The sequence below is a fragment of the Streptomyces sp. AC1-42W genome (assembly GCF_003248355.1).
Lineage (GTDB): Bacteria > Actinomycetota > Actinomycetes > Streptomycetales > Streptomycetaceae > Streptomyces.
Genome location: NZ_QKWY01000002.1, coordinates 187,899 through 205,949 on the forward strand (window position 1 = coordinate 187,899; position 18,051 = coordinate 205,949).

Below are 18,051 nucleotides of genomic sequence, written 5' to 3' on the forward strand. Positions count from 1 at the left end.
TCATTCCGGCGTCCCCTGCGCGTAGTCCCCGGTCAGGCGGTTCAGGGCCGCCGCTGTGAGGGCCGTGATCGCGGTGGGGAGGGCTGTGCGGATGGCGGGGGCGAAGTGGGGGGAGTGGTTCGGGGGGATGTCGCGGCCGGCGGTGGCCGCCCACTGGCGGGGGCTCGTGGTGCCCAGCATCCAGTAGACCAGGGGGATGCCCGCCTCGCCGTGGAGTTCGCGGCCCGCGTCCCCGTAGAGGGGGAAGTCCTCGGCGGCCAGGGAAGGGGGCCAGCCGGTGACGCGTTCGGGTCCGTACAGGGCGGTGTGGGCGGAGCGGACGGCCTCCGTCGCGGCCGGGTCGCCGTGCAGGGCGGGGGAGCGGGAGAGCAGGGTCAGGTCCGGGTCGCGGGGGCAGGCCGACGCGGCGCACTCGGCCCGGACGATGCGCTCGACGGCCGCCAGCGCGCGGTCCAGGGTGTCGTCGGAGAGGGCGCGCAGGCCGATGCCCAGCTCGGCGGTGTCCGGGACGACGTTGACGGCCGTGCCGGCGCGCAGGGTGCCCACGGTCAGGGTGAGCTGTTCGGCGGGGGCGGCCTCGCGGGCGACGATCGTCTGGAGGCGGCCGATCACCGCCGCGCTCGTGACCACGGGGTCCACGGTGAGGTGCGGGGTCGCGGCGTGGCCGCCCCGGCCGTGGACGACGACGGTGAGGGCGGCGCTCGCGGCGGTGACGGGGGCGTGCGGGCCGCCGTGCGCGATGAGCCCGGCGGGGAGCGGCGCGGCGTGCTGGGCGAGGACCGTGCCGGGTCTGCCGAACCGTTCGTACAGGCCGTCCGCCAGCATGGCGCGGGCACCGGTCAGGGTCTCCTCGGCGGGCTGGCCCACGACGACCAGGGTGCCGCGCCAGTGCGCGGTGGTGCGGGCGAGCAGGTCCGCCGCGCCGGTGGCCGCCGCCAGGTGGAGGTCGTGGCCGCAGGCGTGCATGGCCGGGCCGGTGCTCGCGTAGGGGAGGCCGGTGCGCTCCGCGAGCGGCAGGGCGTCGAGTTCGGCGCGCAGGTAGACGCGGGGGCCGTCGCCGTTGCGCAGCACGCCGACCACGCCGTGGCCGCCGACGCCCCGGGTGACGTCGAGTCCGGCGGCGGTGAGCCGGTCCGCGAACAGGGCGGCGGTGCGGGCCTCCTCGCCGGACGTCTCCGGGTGGCGGTGGACGTCCAGGTAAAGGGTGAGGGCGGGGCGGACCGTCTCCCGGGCGAGCGCGGCGGAGAGGGCCGGGTGGGGCGACTGCGGCGGGTGGGCCGGCTGCGGCGGGCGGGGCGGGGCGGGCTGGGTCATGGCGCTCCAGGAGGGGTTCGTCGGGCCGCTGGCGTCGCGTGCCAGCGATGTGCGTGCGGGAGGCATGCCGAGCGGTGAGCGCGGGGCGGTGCAATGGCTGTGCGCACCCCGCCGGGGTGCGCACAGGTGGCGGCCCCGGAGACGGTGGCCCAGGACCGGAGGAGACATCATGGAGAAGAACCTGAGCACCCTCGCCGACGAGATCCTCGAACTGGAGGCCGAGACCTTCGAGATCTCCGACTACTCGGACGCCAGCGAGGTCGTGCTCGCCGGTTCCACCAGCACCAGCTCGACCTCGACGTGCAGCTCCACCACCAGCACCACCTCCTGCTCCGCCTGACGTCACGTCGGCCGCGCCGCTGACGAGCGGCGTACGCGCCCGGTACCCGTTCCCGGGGTACCGGGCGCTTCCCGTGACCGCGCCGCGAGACACGGTCACGGGAAGGAGCACGGTTACGGGAAGGGGTGCGGGACCATGCGCATCCCGGCCTCGGTGAGGTCGGTGGTGCGGTGGCCGCCCCGGCGGAGCGCGGTGCGCAGCCGGGGCATGAACGGGGCGCGGCGGCGGTTCCAGCCGAAGTCGATCGGCAGGAGACCGGGCGCCAGGGTGGCGACGGTGCGCAGGCCCATGCGTTCCTGCTCCGGCGTGGTCTGGTCGACGGCGATCACATCGTGCCCGGCGCCGGCGAGTTCGCCGATGACGGCGAGCAGGTCGTCCCGCAGATCGCCGGTGCGGGGCCGGCCGGTGGCCTCCCAGTCCCGGTAGACCTCGGCGAAGGGGCGCACGGCCAGGGGGCGCAGGTAGCTCTCGGCGTGGGCGGCCATCCTGGGCAGGCCGTAGAGCTGGGCGTGGTCCTTGAGGTGGCGTACGCGCTCGAAGTCGTCGGCCATGGCCTCCAGTTCCTCGCGGCGTTCCTCGGTCTGCCGGGCGAGGTGCGGGATGTAGGTGAGGACTTCGGACAGGGCTCCCTCGACCGCGGCGCGCGGGTCCAGCGAGGCGGCCGCGGCGAAGGAGAGGGCGCCGGGGCCGCCGTCGCGGCGTACCGCGAGCGCGGTGACGACGGGGACGGCGAGGTCGACGCGGTTGTCCAGGACGTGCACGTCGTAGCCCTGGAGGGCGGCGCGTTCGGCCATGGCGGGCGCGGCCCGTCCGCCGACGGTGGTCAGGTCGATCTCGGTGAGCCTGGTGTCTCCGTACCAGGCGTTGAGGAAGGCGTCCCGTTCGATGAGTTCGAGGAGGCCGCCGAGGACGGCCTCCTCCAGGCCGCCGCCGATGGCGCAGCCGTTGGAGCACTCGAAGACGAAGTTGTCGGCGGCCAGTCCGGCGCTGTAGTAGACGAGCCGGGAGGGGACCAGGACGGGCCTGTCGTCGCGCAGGGACCAGCCCCACTCCCAGGGGATGGCGCGGTCCGGGTCGAAGGCGTCGACGAGCGGGTCGTCGAGGTAGGTGCGGGGGGTGTACAGGCCGCAGACTGCGGGGTCGACGGCGTCGTCCTTCAGCTGCGTCCAGGAGCCGGTGACGGGGGTGGTGCGGCCGCGCCGGTGGGTTCCGGCGTAGCGTTCCAGGCCCTCCAGGAAGGCGAGGGTGCGGCTGGTGGAGAAGGCGTTCTCCTGGCCGCTCCAGGTGACGTCGTTGAGCCCGGCGTAGCCCCGGACGAAGACGCTTCCGGCGACGGGCGCGGTCGTCGGCGAGGTGACGTCGTTCCAGGTGCCGCCGCCCAGCACCCCGCAGACGGGGTTGGCGAGCGCCTCCTCCGGCAGCGGGTACGCGGACGCGGGGCGCAGCCGGTAGCCGTCCGGGTCGGGCTTGCGGCGGGTCACCAGGGCGAGCGGCCGGGGCCCGGCCGGGGCGGGCGGCGGGGCGCAGTCGGGGCAGAGCGGGTCGGCGAGCAGCGGGTAGGTCCGTACCCGGAGGGTCGCCAGGTCCAGCCGGGTGACCTGGGGCAGCCGCCGGTCGGCCGGGAGGGCGGCGGGGGGCCGGGCGCCGGGGCCGTCCAGCAGCGCGCGGTACAGCGCGGCCGCGGCGTCGTGGGCGTGGGCGGTGAGCCGGGGCCAGGCGCCCGCGGGGCGGGGCCCGTCGGGGCCGCCGGTCTCCAGGGCGTCGCGTTCGCTGCGGCTGCGCAGGCGCTGCCAGCGCATCGCGAGGCAGCGTCCGCAGGCGGGGGCGGTGCCGTCGCCGCCCCAGGGGCCGATGAGGACGGCGGACGCGGTGAGGTGGACGCGGGCGCCGGGGCGTTCGGCGGCCCAGGGGTCGGGGGCGCCCCGGTCGCCGAGGGCGGCGGTGGCGTCGGTGGCGCCGACCGGGACGACGGGGACGTCGCGTCCGGTGCGGTCGGCCAGGGCGGCGTGGAGCGCGGTGCGGGCCAGGTCCATGGGGGCGGGTTTCGCGGCGGGGGCGGTGCGCGTCGGGGTGCTCATGAGGACCTCGTCCAGCGGAAGGTCTTGACGGCGGCGACGCCGAAGACAAGGGCGAAGAAGACGAGTCCGGCGCAGCCCGTCCAGACGTCGGAGAGGTCTCCGCGTCCGGCGAGCGCGTGGGACACGGCGTCGTTGAGGTAGCGCAGCGGCAGGACCACGGAGACGTTCTGGAGCCAGGACGGCATCGAGTCCAGCGGGAAGAAGGAGCCGGAGAGGAACGCCATCGGCAGCATCAGGAAGTTGGCGGTGGCGGCGACGGACTCCGGGGTGTCGGCGAAGGAGCCGATGATGACGCCGAGCAGCAGGAAGGTGGTGACCCCGAGGAGGAGCACCGGGATCAGCAGCGGCCAGCCGGAGGCGGGGCGGAGGCCGAACAGCGGCAGCATGGAGACGCCGACGAACAGCAGCGACTGCACGGCGCCGACGACCAGGGCGATGACGTAGCGGGAGCCGATGACGGCGCTGAGCGGGGCCGGGGACATCCGGATCAGGCGCAGGATGTCGTCGGTCCGCCACTGCATCAGGGTGAACGCGATGCCGAAGACGGCGGCGTTGGCGACGCCCCAGGACAGCACTCCGGCGGCGGTGTAGGAGAGGTAGGACAGGCCGCTCTCCTCGACGTCCTGGCCCCGGAAGATCAGGCCGAAGACGGCGAGGAAGAGGAGGGGGAAGGCGAAGGTGAAGAAGAGGGTGGTCTTGTCGCGGATCTGGGCGCGGTAGCCCGCTGCGGCCAGTGCGGCGTAGGCGCTCATGGCTGGTGCTCCGTGGTGTCGGCGTTCCGGCGGGTGGCGTGCGCGGACCGGGTGAACCGGGCCGTGAGGTCGAGGTAGACGTCCTCCAGGCCGGCGGTGCGGGTCTGGACGCCGTCGAGGCCGGTCAGCTTGTCGAGGGCGCTGAGGACCCGGCCGGTCTCCCGGGTCTCCAGGACGAGGGAGCCGCCCTGGACGGTGACCCGGTCGACGCCGGGGACGGCCGCCGCCTCCTCCTCGCCGAGGCGGCCGAGCGGCAGCAGCAGCCTGCTGGGCGCCTCGAACCCGCCGACGAGGTTGTGCGGGGTGTCGGTGACCGCGATCCGGCCCTCCACGAGGATCGCGATGCGGTCGCAGAGCGCTTCCGCCTCGTCCAGGTGGTGGGTGGTGTAGACGATGGTGCGGCCCTGTGCCTTGAGGGCGCGCAGCACCTCCCACAGATCGCGGCGCGCCTGCGGGTCGAGGGCTGCGGTGGGCTCGTCCAGGAAGATCAGCTCGGGGCCGTGGACGAGGGCCGAGGCGATGGCGAGGCGCTGGCGCTGCCCGCCGGAGAGGCTCTCCACCTGGATGTCGCGCTGCTCGGTGAGCCCGACGGCGTCCAGGGTGGCGTCCACGGCGCCGCGCGGGGCGCCGTAGAGGGCGGCGACGGTGCGCAGGTGTTCGTGGGCCCGCTGCCGGACGAAGAAGGCGGAGGACTGGGTCTGGATGCCGATCCGGGGCAGCAGCGCGGTGTCGCGGGGCCAGGGGGACGCGCCGAACACGGCGACCGTGCCGCTGTCGGCCCGGCGCAGCCCCTCCATGATCTCCACCAGGGTCGACTTGCCGGCGCCGTTGGGGCCGAGCAGGCCGAAGAACTCGCCGCGGCCGATCTCCAGGGACACGTCGTCGAGGGCCCGGCGTTCCCCGTAGCGCTTGGAGACGTCACGGACGCGGACGGCGGGGGCGGGGGCGGCGTCCTCGCCGGGGCTGGTTGGCATCGCCTGTACCTCACTCATCGGGGTTGTCCTTCGTGGATACCCCCGGCCTGAGCCGGGGGCGGGGGTACTTCCCGCTTGCGGGGGAGAAACGAAGCTCCTGCGGAGCGGGGCAGGAAGAGCTGGTTCGCCGCCGGGGCGGACCGGCGGACACCCCCAACTGCCCGCTTGCCACAAGCTGATGCAGTTGTATGTGAACCGTGAAGACCACTCACGTGAAGCGGGCGTTCAAGTACCGCTTCCGTCCGACTGACGCGCAGGCGGCCGAGCTGTCGCGCACGTTCGGGTGTGTGCGGAAGGTCTACAACCTGGCTCTCGCGGCGCGCACGGAAGCGTGGACGCGGCAGGAGCGGGTGAACTACAACCAGACGTCGGCGATGCTGACGGCCTGGAAGAAGACCGGGGAACTCGCCTACCTCAACGAGGTCTCCTCCGTCCCGCTCCAGCAGGCGCTGCGGCATCTCCAGACGGCGTTCGCGAACTTCTTCGGCAAGCGGGCCATGTATCCGCGTTTCAAGTCGCGGAAGAAGTCCCGGAAGTCGGCGGAGTACACCACCAGTGCGTTCCGGTTCCGGGACGGAAAGCTGACCCTGGCGAAGATGGCGGAGCCGCTGGACATCGTGTGGTCCCGCCCCCTCCCGGAGGGGGCGTCGCCGTCCACGGTGACCGTGTCCCAGGACGCGGCCGGGCGCTGGTACGTGTCCCTGCTGTGCGAGGACCCGTCCGTGAAGCCGCTCCCCGCCACTAGCGCGGCCGTCGGCATCGACGTCGGAATCGGCCACCTTCTGACCCTCTCCACCGGTGAGAAGATCTCCAACCCCCGGCACGAGCGCCGTGACCGTGCCCGTCTCGCCAGGGCGCAGCGGGAGCTTGCCCGCAAGGCCAGGGGTGACGGCGCCAACCGCCGCAAGGCCCGCCGGAAGGCCGCCAGGGTCTACGCCCGCATCGCCGACCGCAGGCGTGACCACCTGCACAAGCTGACCACCCGGCTCGTTCGTGAGAACCAAACGATCGTGATCGAGGACCTGAGCGTCCGGAACATGGCGAAGAACCGGAGCCTGGCGCGCGCCATCAGTGACGCGGCGTGGGCCGAGTTCCGGAGCATGCTGGAGTACAAGGCCCGGTGGTACGGGCGCGAAGTGATCGCGGTCGACCGCTGGTTCCCCTCGTCCAAACTGTGCTCCGCCTGCGGCACCTTGCGGGGCGGGATGCCGCTGAACGTCCGTATCTGGACGTGCGGCAGCTGCGGGACGGTCCACGACCGGGACGTGAACGCGGCGAAGAACCTTCTGGCCGCCGGGCTGGCGGTGTCTGTCTGTGGAGCTGGTGTAAGACCTCAACGGAGTTCTCCGGGCGGGCAGTCGGCGACGAAGCAGAAAACCCCACGGCGCGAGCCGTAGGACTCCCCTCCCACCAGGGAGGGGAGGGAGTCAAGTGGTGCGGGGTTCCTTTCCGGTCGGGGGCGGGCGCGTGGCGTGGTCACCTCGGGTCACCCCGTCAGGAGCAGGTACGCCGCGGCGCAGGTGCCCGTCGCGGCGAGGAGGACGAGCACGACGAAGCAGACGGCGTACGCGGTGTAGAGGCGCCGGGCCCGGCGGGGGTACGCGGCGGCGGCCGGCGGATCGCTCCGGCGCAGCGCCAGGTAGGTGCGGGTCTCGGGGGCCAGGCGGGCGGTGCCGAGCAGATGGCCGAGCATCCGGTAGCCGTCGAGCGGGGGCAGCGGGACGAGGTTGCTGAGCCCCTGGACGGTGCCGAGCAGCAGCAGCCCGGCCAGCAGCACCCTGGTGGGGTCGCCCTGGGGCAGCAGGAACCACCAGAGCGCGAAGGGCAGCAGCAGCACCATGTTGAGGTGGGCGCCCGCCCCGGCGATGACGAGCCGGGCGCGCAGGGCGGGCAGGAAGAGGTAGTTGTCGACGGTGCAGTAGAGCATCGCCGCCGGCAGCCGCCAGCGCAGCCCGATCTCGGTGACCGTGCCGCCGTAGTGCCGGGCGGCGACGCCGTGGGCCACTTCGTGCAGGGTGATGCTGAACCACAGGAACAGCGCGGCGCCGAGCAGGGCGGCCGGTTCCCGGATCAGCTCGTCGGTGCCGTCCAGGAGTTCGCCGGTGTGCAGGGCGAGGGTCACGACGGTGACGAGGACGGCGGCCAGCAGCGGGAGCTGGACGGCCGGGTGCAGCAGCGGGCGCAGTACGCGGTGGAGCCGGGCGGTGGTCCGGTCGGCGTCGGCGACCAGGCTCCGGGTGCCGTGCCACAGGCCGCCGGTGCGGGCCGGGGGCGGGGCGGCGGGCGGCGGGTCGGGGGCGCCGGCCAGGAGGCCGCGGGTGCCGAGGAGGCCGAGGAGCCGGTTCCACTGCTCCTCGGCGAGCCGGCGGCCGAAGCGTTCGGCGTAGGCGGGTACCAGGTCGTCCAGCGTGCGGGTGCCGTCGAGGCGGGAGATGAGGAAGTGCTCCTTGGGCCCGACCTCGAACGCGGCCCCGCTCACCGGGTGCTTGAGCAGGTGCACCGTGCGGGGGCCGCGCAGCAGGGGCGGGCTGAGCAGGACGCCGGGTCTGAGTGCGGGCCGGTAGGCGCGGGCGGCGGACCGGGCGCGGTCGGTGGCCGGGTTCACGAGTCCGCCGTCCCGCCCCGGCCGGTGTCCTCCGGTGCCGCGCCGACCGGCTCGCGCAGCACCTGGCCGAGGACGAAGGAGAGGTACGCCTCGTCGCGGATCGTCACATGCAGCCGGTTGTTGGTCATGTGCATGTAGGGGGAGAGCAGCCGGGGCAGGACGGCCGGGACATGGGTGAGCGCGGTCAGGGGGGTCTCCGGCTCGGCGCGTTCCTGGCCGGTGTCCTCGCGGGCGGGTCCGTCCCAGGCCGGGAAGAGGAGTTCGCCCCGGATGGTGAGATCGGTGACGCGGTCCCGCAGTTCCAGGCAGTGGGCGGCCCAGTCGCGCAGGAAGGAGGGCAGCCGGCCGAGCTCACCGGCGGCGACGGCGGCCCGGATCGCGGCGAAGCGGCTTCCCAGCGCGGGCGCCATCCGGGCGTAGTTGCGCTCGTACTCCTTCGAGCCGATGAAGCCGGTGCCGGGGAACGCCCGGTGCCAGAACGCGTAGTAGCCGTCGAGGTAGTCCGCGAGGCGGTCGTCCTCGGGCAGGAAGCAGCTCGACATCACCATCATCAGCTGGGCGGAGGTGCCGAGGAGCACCGTGCGCAGATGCAGGTTCATGGTGCGGAAGGCGTCGATGACCAGGTCGCTGGAGTGCCGGAAGTGCCACTCGGCGAGCTCGACCCCGGCGGGGCCGCCGTACTTGGCGTACTCGGGGGCGTACGGCTCCGCGCTGAAGGAGTTGTTCGGCCGCAGGTTCATCCGGCCGTCCGCGCCCATGTAGCGGCTGCGGTCCTCGCCGGGGAACTCGATGTCGAACAGCTCGTTGTAGAAGTCCTTGAGGAACCCGGAGTCGACCTCGTAGAGGGCCGGCCGGGTCCGGAGGAACGCGGTGAGGGCCGCCTCGGCGCGCCGGCGCACCTCCGGGGCGGCGGCGGGGCTCGCGGGGCGCAGCCGGAGCCGGACGTGCGGCCCCTCCAGCCAGTAGTTGATGAAGAAGTGGCCGGCCAGCAGCCCTTCGGCGGTCAGTTCGGCGACCAGCGGCCGGACGCAGTTGACGAGCATCGGCCGGGGGCTGGCCGCGTAGAAGACGTGCAGAGCGATCCAGTCACCCCGTTCCGTGGCGTCGGGGCGGGCGGGGCTGGACGAGATCAGTTCCGGCATGTCGGGCCGTCCTCGGTACGCGGGCGGGAGGTGAAGGTCTCCACGGCCAGTTCGGCGACGTGGTGGCCCTGTGCGGAGACGGCGTGCGGGGCGTCCTCGGCGGGGAGCATCTCCCGCAGGACCACGGCGTCGCCGGGGCCCCGTTCCAGCAGGGCGTCGAACGCGGTCAGCGACAGGGGGCTGTCGAAGTCCACGTACAGGGGCTTGGCGCCCAGGGCGCGGCGCCCCTCGCGCAGGACCGTCGCGAATACCTGGGCGGGCAGCCCGTGGGCGCGCCGCCAGCGCCGCCAGCCGAGGAACCAGCCGGCCTCGTCGGCGCCGGGCGTGCGCGCGGGCAGCACCCGCGCGTCGGCCGTCCAGCTGCGGCGGCTGACGACGACCCCGTCGTGGACGACGCGCGGCCTGCGGGTGACGCCGTCGCGGGCGGGGCCCTCGGGGACGCTGCCCCAGACGTCCGTGGGCGTCATGGTGCTCGGGGAGAGCAGCAGCAGGGTGCGCGGGATCTCCGGCAGGGCGACGGGCACGAGGTAGCCGAGGTAGACGGGGACGACCTCGCGCTCCAGCCGCCGGGAGCGCAGGACGAGCCGGTCGGTGGCCTCGTCGTGCCGCAGGTACAGGTCCTCCAGGTGGATGCGGGCGTCCTCGGGCACCGTGGAGGTCTCGCCGGGGCAGACGATCTGATGGCTGGTCAGCCGCCCGTGCAGGTTGAGGTTGGTGGTGATCGGCCCGCCGGTCAGCTCGGCGAGGACGGTGCCCTGCGGGGCGCGGGCGAGGAGTTCGCCGGCCAGCCGCTCCGAGAGGCCGGGGGGCGCGTCCGGGGGCGCGGAGCCGTCCGGGTCGTAGACGTGGGTGAACCTGCTGAAGGGGAAGGCGAGTCCGCCGTAGGAGCGGTTGAGGACGATCAGCGGCCGGCCGTCCGCGTCGTCGCCGGCGACCTGGATGTGATGGCTCTGCGGGGTGAAGTCCGGGGCGATGGTAGCGAGTTCACCGGCCACCTCGGTGAGGAGGGCGGCGGGCAGCCGGATCTCGTTTGACGCCCCGTGCTTCTCCCACTGCTCGCGCATCCCGGCGACGAAGCGCCGGCGTGCCGAGTCCAGGGTGCGCAGGGCGCTCTGGCCGAGCCAGTTCTCCTCGGGGACGTACTCGCCGTCGGCGTCGAAGGCGCTGCGCTGGGAGGTGAACGAGATGTACTGGTCGAAGAAGTCCTCGTGGAAGTCGTGCACCAGGCCGAGCAGGTCGTCGCAGCGCCCGCCGTTGCCGTGCCGGGCCAGGAAGAAGCCCTTGAGGGTGATGCGCTGGGGCAGCGTGATGTCGTACATCGGGAGGATGCCCTCGACCCGCCGCAGCGCCTGCCCGGTGGCGCCGGCCAGGGGTCCGGGCCCGCCGGGCAGGTCCTCGCCCGCGCTGACGTCCTCGTACACCAGGGTCTGCGGGAGGGCGGCCTCCTCGGCGCCCAGCTCCCGCTGGATGTCGAGGAGTTGGGCGCGCAGGGTGCCGAGCAGGGCGCGCCGTTCGGCGAGCGGGGCGGACGGGTACGCGGCCAGGCAGGCGGCCGGTCCGTCGAGCGAGGCGGCGACCGCGTCCGCCCAGGGGGCGCCGAGGCCGCGCAGGGCCTGCTGGAAGGAGCGCAGCGGGTCGGCGCTGTGCACGTCGGTGCGCAGGCCCGGCACCTGGACCATGCCGAGCTGGAGGAGGGCGGCCGCGTAGCGTTCGGCCTCGTCCGGCCCGGCGCCCCGCTCGGTGCGCAGCAGGTCCACGAGGTCCCGGTGGCGCAGCCCCTCGTGGGTGGAGAAGAACGTGAGCAGCCGGTCCAGGGTGCCGCTGCCGCGCAGGTAGAACAGCCGGTCGCGGACGGCGTCGAAGGTGACGGCCGCGCTGTCGTCGCCGGCGGTCACCCACTGGCGGACGTAGCGGATGCGGTCCTCGTCGCGGCCCCAGCCCGGAGCGAGGACGACGGGGAGGTCCCGGCGGCGGACGGGGTCGGCGAGGATCAGGTCGGCCAGCCGGCCCAGGACGACGACGTTGAGCCGGACATGGCTGGTCCACTCCTCGGCGAGGCGCGGGCCGAGGGAGGCGGAGGGCGCGGCGCCCGGGTCGAAGGTGCCGGTGGCGACGGCGGTCAGGGTGCTGAAGGGGCTCGTCTTGCACGCGGTGCGGTAGAGGTAGGTGAGTGCCGAACGCTCGATCTTGCGCATCCGCTTGCCCGGTTCGGCGCCGGTGTCGTCCAGGTATCCGCCGAGCCTGCTGTCCAGGGTGGGCGAGGCGAGCAGCAGCCCCAGCCGGAGCCGGTCCCCGGCCAGGGCCGCGCGCAGTGCCCGGCGCGCGTCGCGCATCTCACCGGCCAGCAACCCGGGCCCCCGGTCCAGCAGTTCGGCGTACCGGGCGCGGTGGGTCAGCCAGTGGGCGAGCCGGGCGCCCGCCGGTGCGGACAGCCCGGTCACCAGGCGCTCGGCGGCCCGGGGATCGGCGGGCAGCCGGTTGTTGAAGACCTCGCGGCGCACCCGGAGCAGCAGGCGGCGGGCCTCGCTGCCGGCCGCGTCGGCGGCGCCGAGCAGCCCGTGCAGCAGCTCGCTGAGCGCGGCGCCCTCGGCGGTCAGCCGCTCCTCCAGTTCCAGGGCCTCGTCCGCCCAGTCGCCGGTGTCCGGGCAGCGCAGGCCGCGCACGGTCTCCAGGGGCAGGCCGGCCGCGCGGAGCAGGAAGCGGTGTCCGGGTTCCCACACGTCGGGCGCACGGGGGGTGGTGTCGGATGTCAGGAGTGTCATCGCAGGGTTCCCGTCAGGCGATCTCGTGCCGGAAGTCGGCGGGCCGGGGGCGCTCGTTGCCGAGCGGCATGATCAGCAGGGGCGCCTCGTCGCCGTCGCCCAGGCCGAGCTTCTCGATGAACGAGATGTTGTCGAAGCCGAGCGCGACGCCCGCGCCGAGTCCGAGCGCGGCGGCGGCCACGTAGAACGTCTGGGCCACGGCGCCCGCGGTGCCGGCCGCGAGGCGGTAGCCGCGGTCGCCGACCGCGTCCAGCACCGCGGTGGTGCGGACGGTCGGCACGAGGACGGCACCCGCCTGCTCCAGGTTGTAGTTGGCGAGGAAGTAGGTGTTCTGCAGGAAGGCCCCCTGCGGCCCGGCCTCGACGAGCCGCAGCTCCTCGGCCTCGGGGTCGTAGGCGTACGCGCCCGGCGCGACGGACTCGACATGGTTGACGAAGGCGTACATCCGGGCCTGGCGCACCGCGCCGTCCGGGTCCGCGTCGCTGGGCAGCGACGTGCCGGCGCAGGCCGCGAGTACGGCGGACAGCTGGGCGGGCGTGACCGGGCGCGCCGCGTCGAAGCGGCCGAAGCTGCTGCGCCGGCCGCGCAGGGCGCGCCGTACGGGGACGGCGGGGAACTCCGGGGCGGGCAGGGCGGTCCGGGTGCCGCCGGCCGGGGTGGGCGGGGCCGCGGCGGCGGCCAGCGCGCCGGGGGCGGGGCGGTTCGCGGGGTCCTGTGCGGTCGCGGCGTGCATGGCGAGCAGGGTGGGGAACTCCAGTACGGTGCGCGACCGTTCGGAGTCCCTGTGCCGGACGGTGGGGTCGGGCCCGGCGGGGGCGGTCGGGGCGGCGGTGGCCTTCGGGGTGTCCCAGCGGAGCGGGACGACGGCGAAGACGCCCTCCTCCTCTCCCGAGGTGCCGAGCAGGCCGTTCAGCCGGGGCTCGTCGAACCACAGGACGGGCGCGGGGGCCAGCCCCCGCGCCCCCGCCCAGATCCGCCAGGTCTGCACGAGGGTGCCCAGGTCGGTGGAGACCACGTGGTACGAGAAGCTGTTGTACTTGAACGCGTTCTGCCAGTACTTGACGCCGAGGATCAGGTACTGGTCGGTCTGCCGGGCCTCCTCGGGGGCGCCGGGCCCCAGCGCCTCGCGGACGCGGGCCGTGACGTCACCGGTGAGCAGCCGCTGCACGGCGTGCCGTTGGACGTCGTAGTAGTGGATGCCCGGGGTCAGCGGCCCGGAGGGGCCGGACGCCCAGTAGATGCTGACCGGGTAGAGCCCGCCGCCGCCCGCGGTGCCCCGTGACCAGTTGGCGTGGGTGTGCAGCGGCAGCCCGGACAGGTCGCTGTTGGCCTGGATGCCCAGGCGGCGGCCGGTCAGCCCGTAGGAGTCCTTGAGCATCGCCGCCAGCAGCGGCAGCGTGAATCCCGCCGGATCGCCCGGCCGCGCGCCGTCGCGCGGGGCGGGCAGCAGACCGCGTGCGGCGGGGGCGTCCGGGAGGCCGTCGCCGTCCGGGAGGGCGTAGGGCTCCACGTCCGGGTAGAACTTCCCCCGGCGCGGGCCGTCGGGCCAGTCGGGGACGAAGTCGGTGGGCTCCATCGGGACGCGCCCCCGGTGCAGGACGGCGTCGGCGTACTCATGGGCGTACCCCATGGGGGAGGCCCCCTCTCGCATGGGCTCGGATGGGTCGGTGGGGCTGACGGCCGGTCATGGGAACGGGTGCGGTGCGGGGTTGAGTCCGGCGGGGCCGAGCACGGTGCGCATCCGGGGCATGTGCCGGGCGCGCTGGCGGGACCAGCCGAAGTCGATGGGGAGCAGCCCCGGCACCAGGACCTTCACGGTGTGCAGCCCCAGCGCGCGCTGTTCGGGCAGGGTCTGGTCGACGACGACCACGTCGTGTCCGGCCGCGGTGACGGCGCCGACCGCGCGCAGCAGGTCGGTGCGCAGGTCGGGGGCGGCCGCCGGGTCGCCTTCGGTGTCCGGCCAGGCCAGTTCGGCGACGGCGAGCGGCGGGCGGGGCTCGGGCTGCCGGAGCAGGAAGTCGGCGTGCCGGCCCATCTCGGGGATGCCGTAGGACAGCGGGTGGTCGTGCAGGGTGGTGACCCGGTCGAAGTCGGTGGCCATGGCGCGCAGCCGCTCCTCGTCGCGCCGGGTCCGGCCGACGAGGTTGACCGCGTCGGTGGCGATCTCGCAGAGCGCGGAGTCCAGGGCGGATTCCGGGTCGAGTCCGGCGCCCGCGCCGAAGCACATCCGGCCGGTGGAGCCGTCGAAGCGTTCGGCACAGCCGGTGATGACGGGGACGGGGAAGCCGATCCGGGTGTCGAAGAAGCGGGCCCGGTAGCCGTACATGGCGAGCCGGTCCACCATGTGCCGGGTGGTGGCCCTGGCGCTGGTGCCCGGGTCGATCTCGCGCAGCGGCACCTGCCCGTACCAGGCGAGCAGGAAGGCGTCCCGCTCGATGACCTCCATCAGGCCGAAGCAGACCGCCTCCTCCGTACTGCCGCCGGAGGCACAGCCGTTGGAGCTCTCCTGCACGAACCGGCCCTCCAGGCCGGGGGCGTGGTAGTAGGCGAGGATCTCGGGCACCGCGCGGGGCCGGTCGTCGCGCAGCGACCAGCCCCACACCCAGGGGATCTTCCGGTCGGTGGCGAAGGGGCGGACCCGGGGGTTGGCGGCGTAGAACTCGGCCGCGTACAGGCCGGTTTCCCGCGGATCGACGGCGTCGGGGCCCAGCTCGTCGAGGGAGGCGGTGAGCCGGGTGGTCCGGGCCCTGGCCCGCATCCCGGCGTAACGCTCCAGCGCCTCCAGGATGCCGATGCTCCGGCTGTGGGCGTACGTGTCCGCGTGGCCGCCCCAGAACGTCTCGCGGAGGTAGTCCCCGGAGCGGGTCGAGAAGCAGCCGACGGTGGCGGAGGTGGTGGTGGACGCGACGTCGCAGATCACCGAGGAACCGAGCGCGCCCCAGTGCGGGTTGACGAAGGCGTCCTCCGGCAGCCGGTAGTCCTCCACCCGCCGGACCCGGAAGACGCCCGGCCGGTACGGGGGCGCGGGCCGCAGGGTGAGCGCGGCCCCTTCGGCGGTGTCGGGCCGGGGCGTGGCGCAGTCGGGGCACTCCGGATCGGGGACGAGGGGATGACTGCGTACGGTCATGGCGTCCAGGTCCAGGAGATGGACCCGGGGGTACGGGCCAGGCTTCGGGCCGGCCCCGGCGAGCCCCGCCACCAGGGCGGCGACGGCGGTGACGGCGAACGGCGTGCCGTACGGCCAGTCGCCCACCGGCCGGGTCCCGGTGCCCAGTTCGAGGCCCTCGCGCAGGGACACCGAGCGCACGCCCTGCCAGCGCCGGGCGAGACAGGTGCCGCAGCCCGCACGGCCGTCCCGCGCGGGCCAGGGGCCGATCAGCACTTGCCGGCCGTACAGGTGGAGGGGCACGGCGGTGGCGTCGGCCGGGGCGTCCCCGGCCGCGGCGCCGGTGCGCGCGTACGCGTCCCGGACGCCGAGCGGCGCGACCGTCACGGCCCGGTCGGTGCCGCTCGCGGCGAGCGCGTCGCGGACGGCGGCGGCGAACCGGCCGGCGGCATCGGAGCGCGCGTCGGCCTCGGAGCGCTCGTCGGGCCGGGGGCGCGTGTCGGGCCTGGGGCGCCGGGCGGTCTCAGCCGGCATCGGCGGCCGCCCGGGTGAGCAGGACGCGGACGGTGTGGATGCCGGCGGTGGGCAGGTCGGCGGCGTGCGTGGGCACGACCAGGGCGTCCCGCCCGGCGGCGGCGAGGCGTTCGAGGAGGCGCGCCCAGCCGGCGTCGTCCGTCCGGTCCGGATCGGCTGGGGCGTCCAGGGCGTCCAGGGCGTCCGGGGCGTCCGGGGTGGCGGGCTGTGCGCGGGTGACCGGGACGAGCGACGCGTCCAGGTCGGCCAGCAGCGGGTCACCGGTGTCCGTCGCGTCGGGCCCGTCCGCCGTCTGCACCGCGCCGAGCAGGTCCCGCAGGGCGTCCACGGCCGCTGCCGCGAGGTCCGGGGCCGCGCCCACGGCCCAGCGGGCGGGGCCCGGCGTGCCGGTGGTCCGGGCGAGGACGACGGACGCCCCGGAGTGCGCCTGTTCGCCCAGGTCGAGCAGTTCCACGGCGAGGCCCAGGTGGGCCGCCGAACGCAGCAGGAACACCGGTTCGGGGTCCTCGCCCAGGGCCTGGGGGGTGAGCACGGAGACGTCGCCCGTGCCCCGGACGGCCCGGCGCAGCGCGTCGTGGGCGAGCGCCGACAGCAGCCCGGCCGCGGCCGCCTCGGGCAGGTCGGCACCGGCCCCGGCTCCGGCTCGGGTGGGTTCGAAGCGGCGGTCCGCGTTGTCCGCGCCGAAGGGCCGCACCGCGCCGGCGGGCACCCGCACCACCTCCTTGGTGAGCAGCGATACGGCCGCCGTCCAGCGGACGGCCGTTCCGGTCCCGCCGGTGCCGGACGCGACGGTGAGCGCGTCCGGGTCCACGGCGGGCAGCTCCGCCGTGGCGTCGTCGGGCACCGGGGCGGGCGCCACGTGCTCGGCGTAGACGGTCGCGGCGGCGTTGAGCGCCCGCAGCCGGGCGCCGGCGGTGTGGTGGACGTCGAAGGCGGTGATCGTGCGGGGGGTCAGGGTGCCCAGCCCGCCCAGGACGACCGCGCCCACCTTCAGCGGGGTCTGGGTCAGCCGCTCGTCGGCGTAGGCGGTGAACACCCCGGTGTGCGGGTGGACGAGCGCGGAGCGGCGTTCGAGTTCGCCGAGCGGGCCCTGGGCGGCCTCGTCGTCGGGGGCGGTGGCCACCGTGGGGAGGAACGCCGGGCGGGCCGGCGCGGCGGTCAGGTCGACCGGCTCGGGCAGCGCGGCGGGTGCCGTGCAGAACGGGCACGCGGGGTGCGGCAGCAGGGGCTCCGACGCCACGTCGAAGGAGGCCATGTCCTGGATGAGCAGCCGGTCGCGGCTCTCGGCCGGCAGCGCCTCGGTGACCAGGCGGAACACCTCGTAGCCCAGCAGGTTGCCGAGCATCGCCGCGAGCGGTCCCACGGGCTGGGGGCCGGGGGTGCCGGTGCCGAGGGCCAGCCCGCTCCACAGGCCGGCGGCCGCCGCGTCGGCCCCGCCGCCGGCCGCGCCCAGCCGCAGGGCGGCGCAGGCCCAGCAGGCCGCCGAGCCCGGGGTCATGACCGGCCCGACGACGGCCCGGCCCCAGAACGTCCAGGCCGGAAGCAGCGTCCGCCCCTCGGGCACCCCGTCCCGCAGCAGCGCGAGCACGGTGCCCGGCACCCGGGGCCCGGCCGCGGCGACGACGACGTCGTACCCGTCGTACGCCGCCCAGCCGGCACCGGGCCGCTCCGGGAGTACGGCCAACTCGACGGAACAGTCCTGGTCCGCCGCCAGGGCCGCCTCCCGGCGGACCTCGGCGAACTCCTCGGCGGTGGTGCCGCCGGAGCCGTCGGCGAGGGCGGCCTCGACGCCGACGGCGGCGCAGCCGTTGCGGACGAGCGACAGCACGCACCAGCGGGCGACCGGTCCGTCGCCGAGCACGGCGACCCGGGTGGCGCGGTAGCGGGCGAACCGGGCGTCGGCGTCGTCCGCGTAGTGGTCGATGTAGGCGATCTGCTGGGCGAACCGCTCGGCGGCGGCCGGGTCCGTCCGGGGGCCCGCCGACTCGTTCGGTGCCGGAACCGGCCGGGCGAAGCCCCGCGCGTAGAGGGCCTTCACGAGTTCGCCGACCATCGCCTTCTGCTGGTCGCCGAAGCCCTGGCAGATCTCCTCGACCGATCTGCTGCCGTCCAGATGGGGCACCAGGAGGCTGGCGAACCGGTAGCCGGATCTGGCGGTGAGCCGGAACCCTCCATCGGCGTTGTGGAAGATCACGCCGTCGGGCGTCTCGGTGAACAGGACGTCACGGCGGACCCGGGGCCGGGTGCCGGCGGTCTCTGCGTACGACGTTGCTGCCATGCGTGCGTCACACCTCTTGTTCGGGGAGAGGGACAGTCGGGTACTCGGGTACGAGGGCGGGCCCCGCCGCCGGCTGTGCGGGGGCGTGCGGCGTGCGGGTCCGGGGCTCGGGGCGGGCGTTCTCAGGGGCCGGTGTTCTCAGGGGCCGGGCGGCCGGTCCGGGCGG

The 18,051-nt window shown here is 75.0% G+C and carries 12 protein-coding genes; 2 read left to right on the forward strand and 10 right to left on the reverse strand.

The genetic code is table 11. From position 1 onward, the window contains the following. Positions 1 to 1,314, reverse strand: a complete 1,314-nt coding sequence (locus DNK56_RS18670; RefSeq protein WP_111336246.1) for an amidohydrolase — start codon at positions 1,312 to 1,314, stop codon at positions 1 to 3. A gap of 169 nt (positions 1,315 to 1,483) precedes the next feature. Here DNK56_RS18670 and DNK56_RS18675 point away from each other — a divergent pair, with 169 nt between their 5' ends. Next, positions 1,484 to 1,654 (forward strand): thiazolylpeptide-type bacteriocin, encoded by a 171-nt coding sequence (locus DNK56_RS18675; protein ID WP_018555848.1) that lies wholly within the window; start codon positions 1,484 to 1,486, stop codon positions 1,652 to 1,654. A gap of 113 nt (positions 1,655 to 1,767) precedes the next feature. Here DNK56_RS18675 and DNK56_RS18680 read toward each other — a convergent pair whose 3' ends face one another. Genes DNK56_RS18680 through DNK56_RS18690 form a run of 3 tightly spaced genes read right to left on the reverse strand, consistent with a single transcriptional unit; the run spans position 1,768 to position 5,476 of the window. After that, positions 1,768 to 3,732 carry a TOMM precursor leader peptide-binding protein gene (locus DNK56_RS18680; RefSeq protein WP_241989993.1) on the reverse strand — a complete coding sequence of 655 codons (1,965 nt, stop codon included), beginning with the start codon at positions 3,730 to 3,732 and terminating at the stop codon, positions 1,768 to 1,770. Beyond that, positions 3,729 to 4,484, reverse strand: a complete 756-nt coding sequence (locus DNK56_RS18685) for an ABC transporter permease (protein ID WP_111336249.1) — start codon at positions 4,482 to 4,484, stop codon at positions 3,729 to 3,731. Before DNK56_RS18685 ends, DNK56_RS18680 begins: the two co-directional genes overlap by 4 nt. Then, a complete protein-coding gene (locus tag DNK56_RS18690; RefSeq protein WP_111336252.1) occupies positions 4,481 to 5,476 on the reverse strand; it encodes an ABC transporter ATP-binding protein in 996 nt (331 codons plus the stop codon). The genes DNK56_RS18685 and DNK56_RS18690 overlap by 4 nt, the downstream gene beginning before the upstream one ends. Before the next feature lie 179 nt (positions 5,477 to 5,655). Between DNK56_RS18690 and DNK56_RS18695 the strand changes: the two genes are divergently transcribed. Further along, positions 5,656 to 6,855 (forward strand): RNA-guided endonuclease InsQ/TnpB family protein, encoded by a 1,200-nt coding sequence (locus DNK56_RS18695; protein WP_111336255.1) that lies wholly within the window; start codon positions 5,656 to 5,658, stop codon positions 6,853 to 6,855. Between the two features lie 89 nt (positions 6,856 to 6,944). Here DNK56_RS18695 and DNK56_RS18700 read toward each other — a convergent pair whose 3' ends face one another. Genes DNK56_RS18700 through DNK56_RS18725 form a run of 6 tightly spaced genes read right to left on the reverse strand, consistent with a single transcriptional unit; the run spans position 6,945 to position 17,885 of the window. Continuing rightward, positions 6,945 to 8,063, reverse strand: coding sequence for a M50 family metallopeptidase (locus tag DNK56_RS18700; protein WP_111336258.1), 1,119 nt, complete (start codon positions 8,061 to 8,063; stop codon positions 6,945 to 6,947). Further along, entirely contained in the window at positions 8,060 to 9,205 is a 1,146-nt protein-coding gene (locus tag DNK56_RS18705) for a lantibiotic dehydratase C-terminal domain-containing protein (RefSeq protein WP_111336261.1), read from the reverse strand. Before DNK56_RS18705 ends, DNK56_RS18700 begins: the two co-directional genes overlap by 4 nt. Further along, positions 9,193 to 11,967: a lantibiotic dehydratase gene (locus DNK56_RS18710; RefSeq protein ID WP_111336264.1), complete on the reverse strand. Its 2,775-nt coding sequence runs from the start codon at positions 11,965 to 11,967 to the stop codon at positions 9,193 to 9,195. The genes DNK56_RS18705 and DNK56_RS18710 overlap by 13 nt, the downstream gene beginning before the upstream one ends. Before the next feature lie 13 nt (positions 11,968 to 11,980). Next, entirely contained in the window at positions 11,981 to 13,597 is a 1,617-nt protein-coding gene (locus tag DNK56_RS18715) for a nitroreductase family protein (protein ID WP_111336266.1), read from the reverse strand. 54 nt (positions 13,598 to 13,651) lie between these two features. Then, positions 13,652 to 15,607, reverse strand: coding sequence for a TOMM precursor leader peptide-binding protein (locus tag DNK56_RS18720; protein WP_111336269.1), 1,956 nt, complete (start codon positions 15,605 to 15,607; stop codon positions 13,652 to 13,654). Then, on the reverse strand, positions 15,597 to 17,885 hold the full coding sequence (locus DNK56_RS18725; RefSeq protein WP_111336272.1) for a TOMM precursor leader peptide-binding protein: 2,289 nt from the start codon (positions 17,883 to 17,885) through the stop codon (positions 15,597 to 15,599). Before DNK56_RS18725 ends, DNK56_RS18720 begins: the two co-directional genes overlap by 11 nt. Between the last annotated feature and the right edge of the window lie 166 nt (positions 17,886 to 18,051).

Bases quoted from the DNA above. Each gene is read 5' to 3' on its own strand.
- DNK56_RS18670 (WP_111336246.1), bottom strand. From the start codon at position 1,314: ATGACCCAGCCCGCCCCGCCCCGCCCGCCGCAGCCGGCCCACCCGCCG.
- DNK56_RS18675 (WP_018555848.1), top strand. From the start codon at position 1,484: ATGGAGAAGAACCTGAGCACCCTCGCCGACGAGATCCTCGAACTGGAG.
- DNK56_RS18680 (WP_241989993.1), bottom strand. From the start codon at position 3,732: ATGAGCACCCCGACGCGCACCGCCCCCGCCGCGAAACCCGCCCCCATG.
- DNK56_RS18685 (WP_111336249.1), bottom strand. From the start codon at position 4,484: ATGAGCGCCTACGCCGCACTGGCCGCAGCGGGCTACCGCGCCCAGATC.
- DNK56_RS18690 (WP_111336252.1), bottom strand. From the start codon at position 5,476: ATGAGTGAGGTACAGGCGATGCCAACCAGCCCCGGCGAGGACGCCGCC.
- DNK56_RS18705 (WP_111336261.1), bottom strand. From the start codon at position 9,205: ATGCCGGAACTGATCTCGTCCAGCCCCGCCCGCCCCGACGCCACGGAA.
- DNK56_RS18710 (WP_111336264.1), bottom strand. From the start codon at position 11,967: ATGACACTCCTGACATCCGACACCACCCCCCGTGCGCCCGACGTGTGG.
- DNK56_RS18715 (WP_111336266.1), bottom strand. From the start codon at position 13,597: ATGGGGTACGCCCATGAGTACGCCGACGCCGTCCTGCACCGGGGGCGC.
- DNK56_RS18720 (WP_111336269.1), bottom strand. From the start codon at position 15,607: ATGCCGGCTGAGACCGCCCGGCGCCCCAGGCCCGACACGCGCCCCCGG.
- DNK56_RS18725 (WP_111336272.1), bottom strand. From the start codon at position 17,885: ATGGCAGCAACGTCGTACGCAGAGACCGCCGGCACCCGGCCCCGGGTC.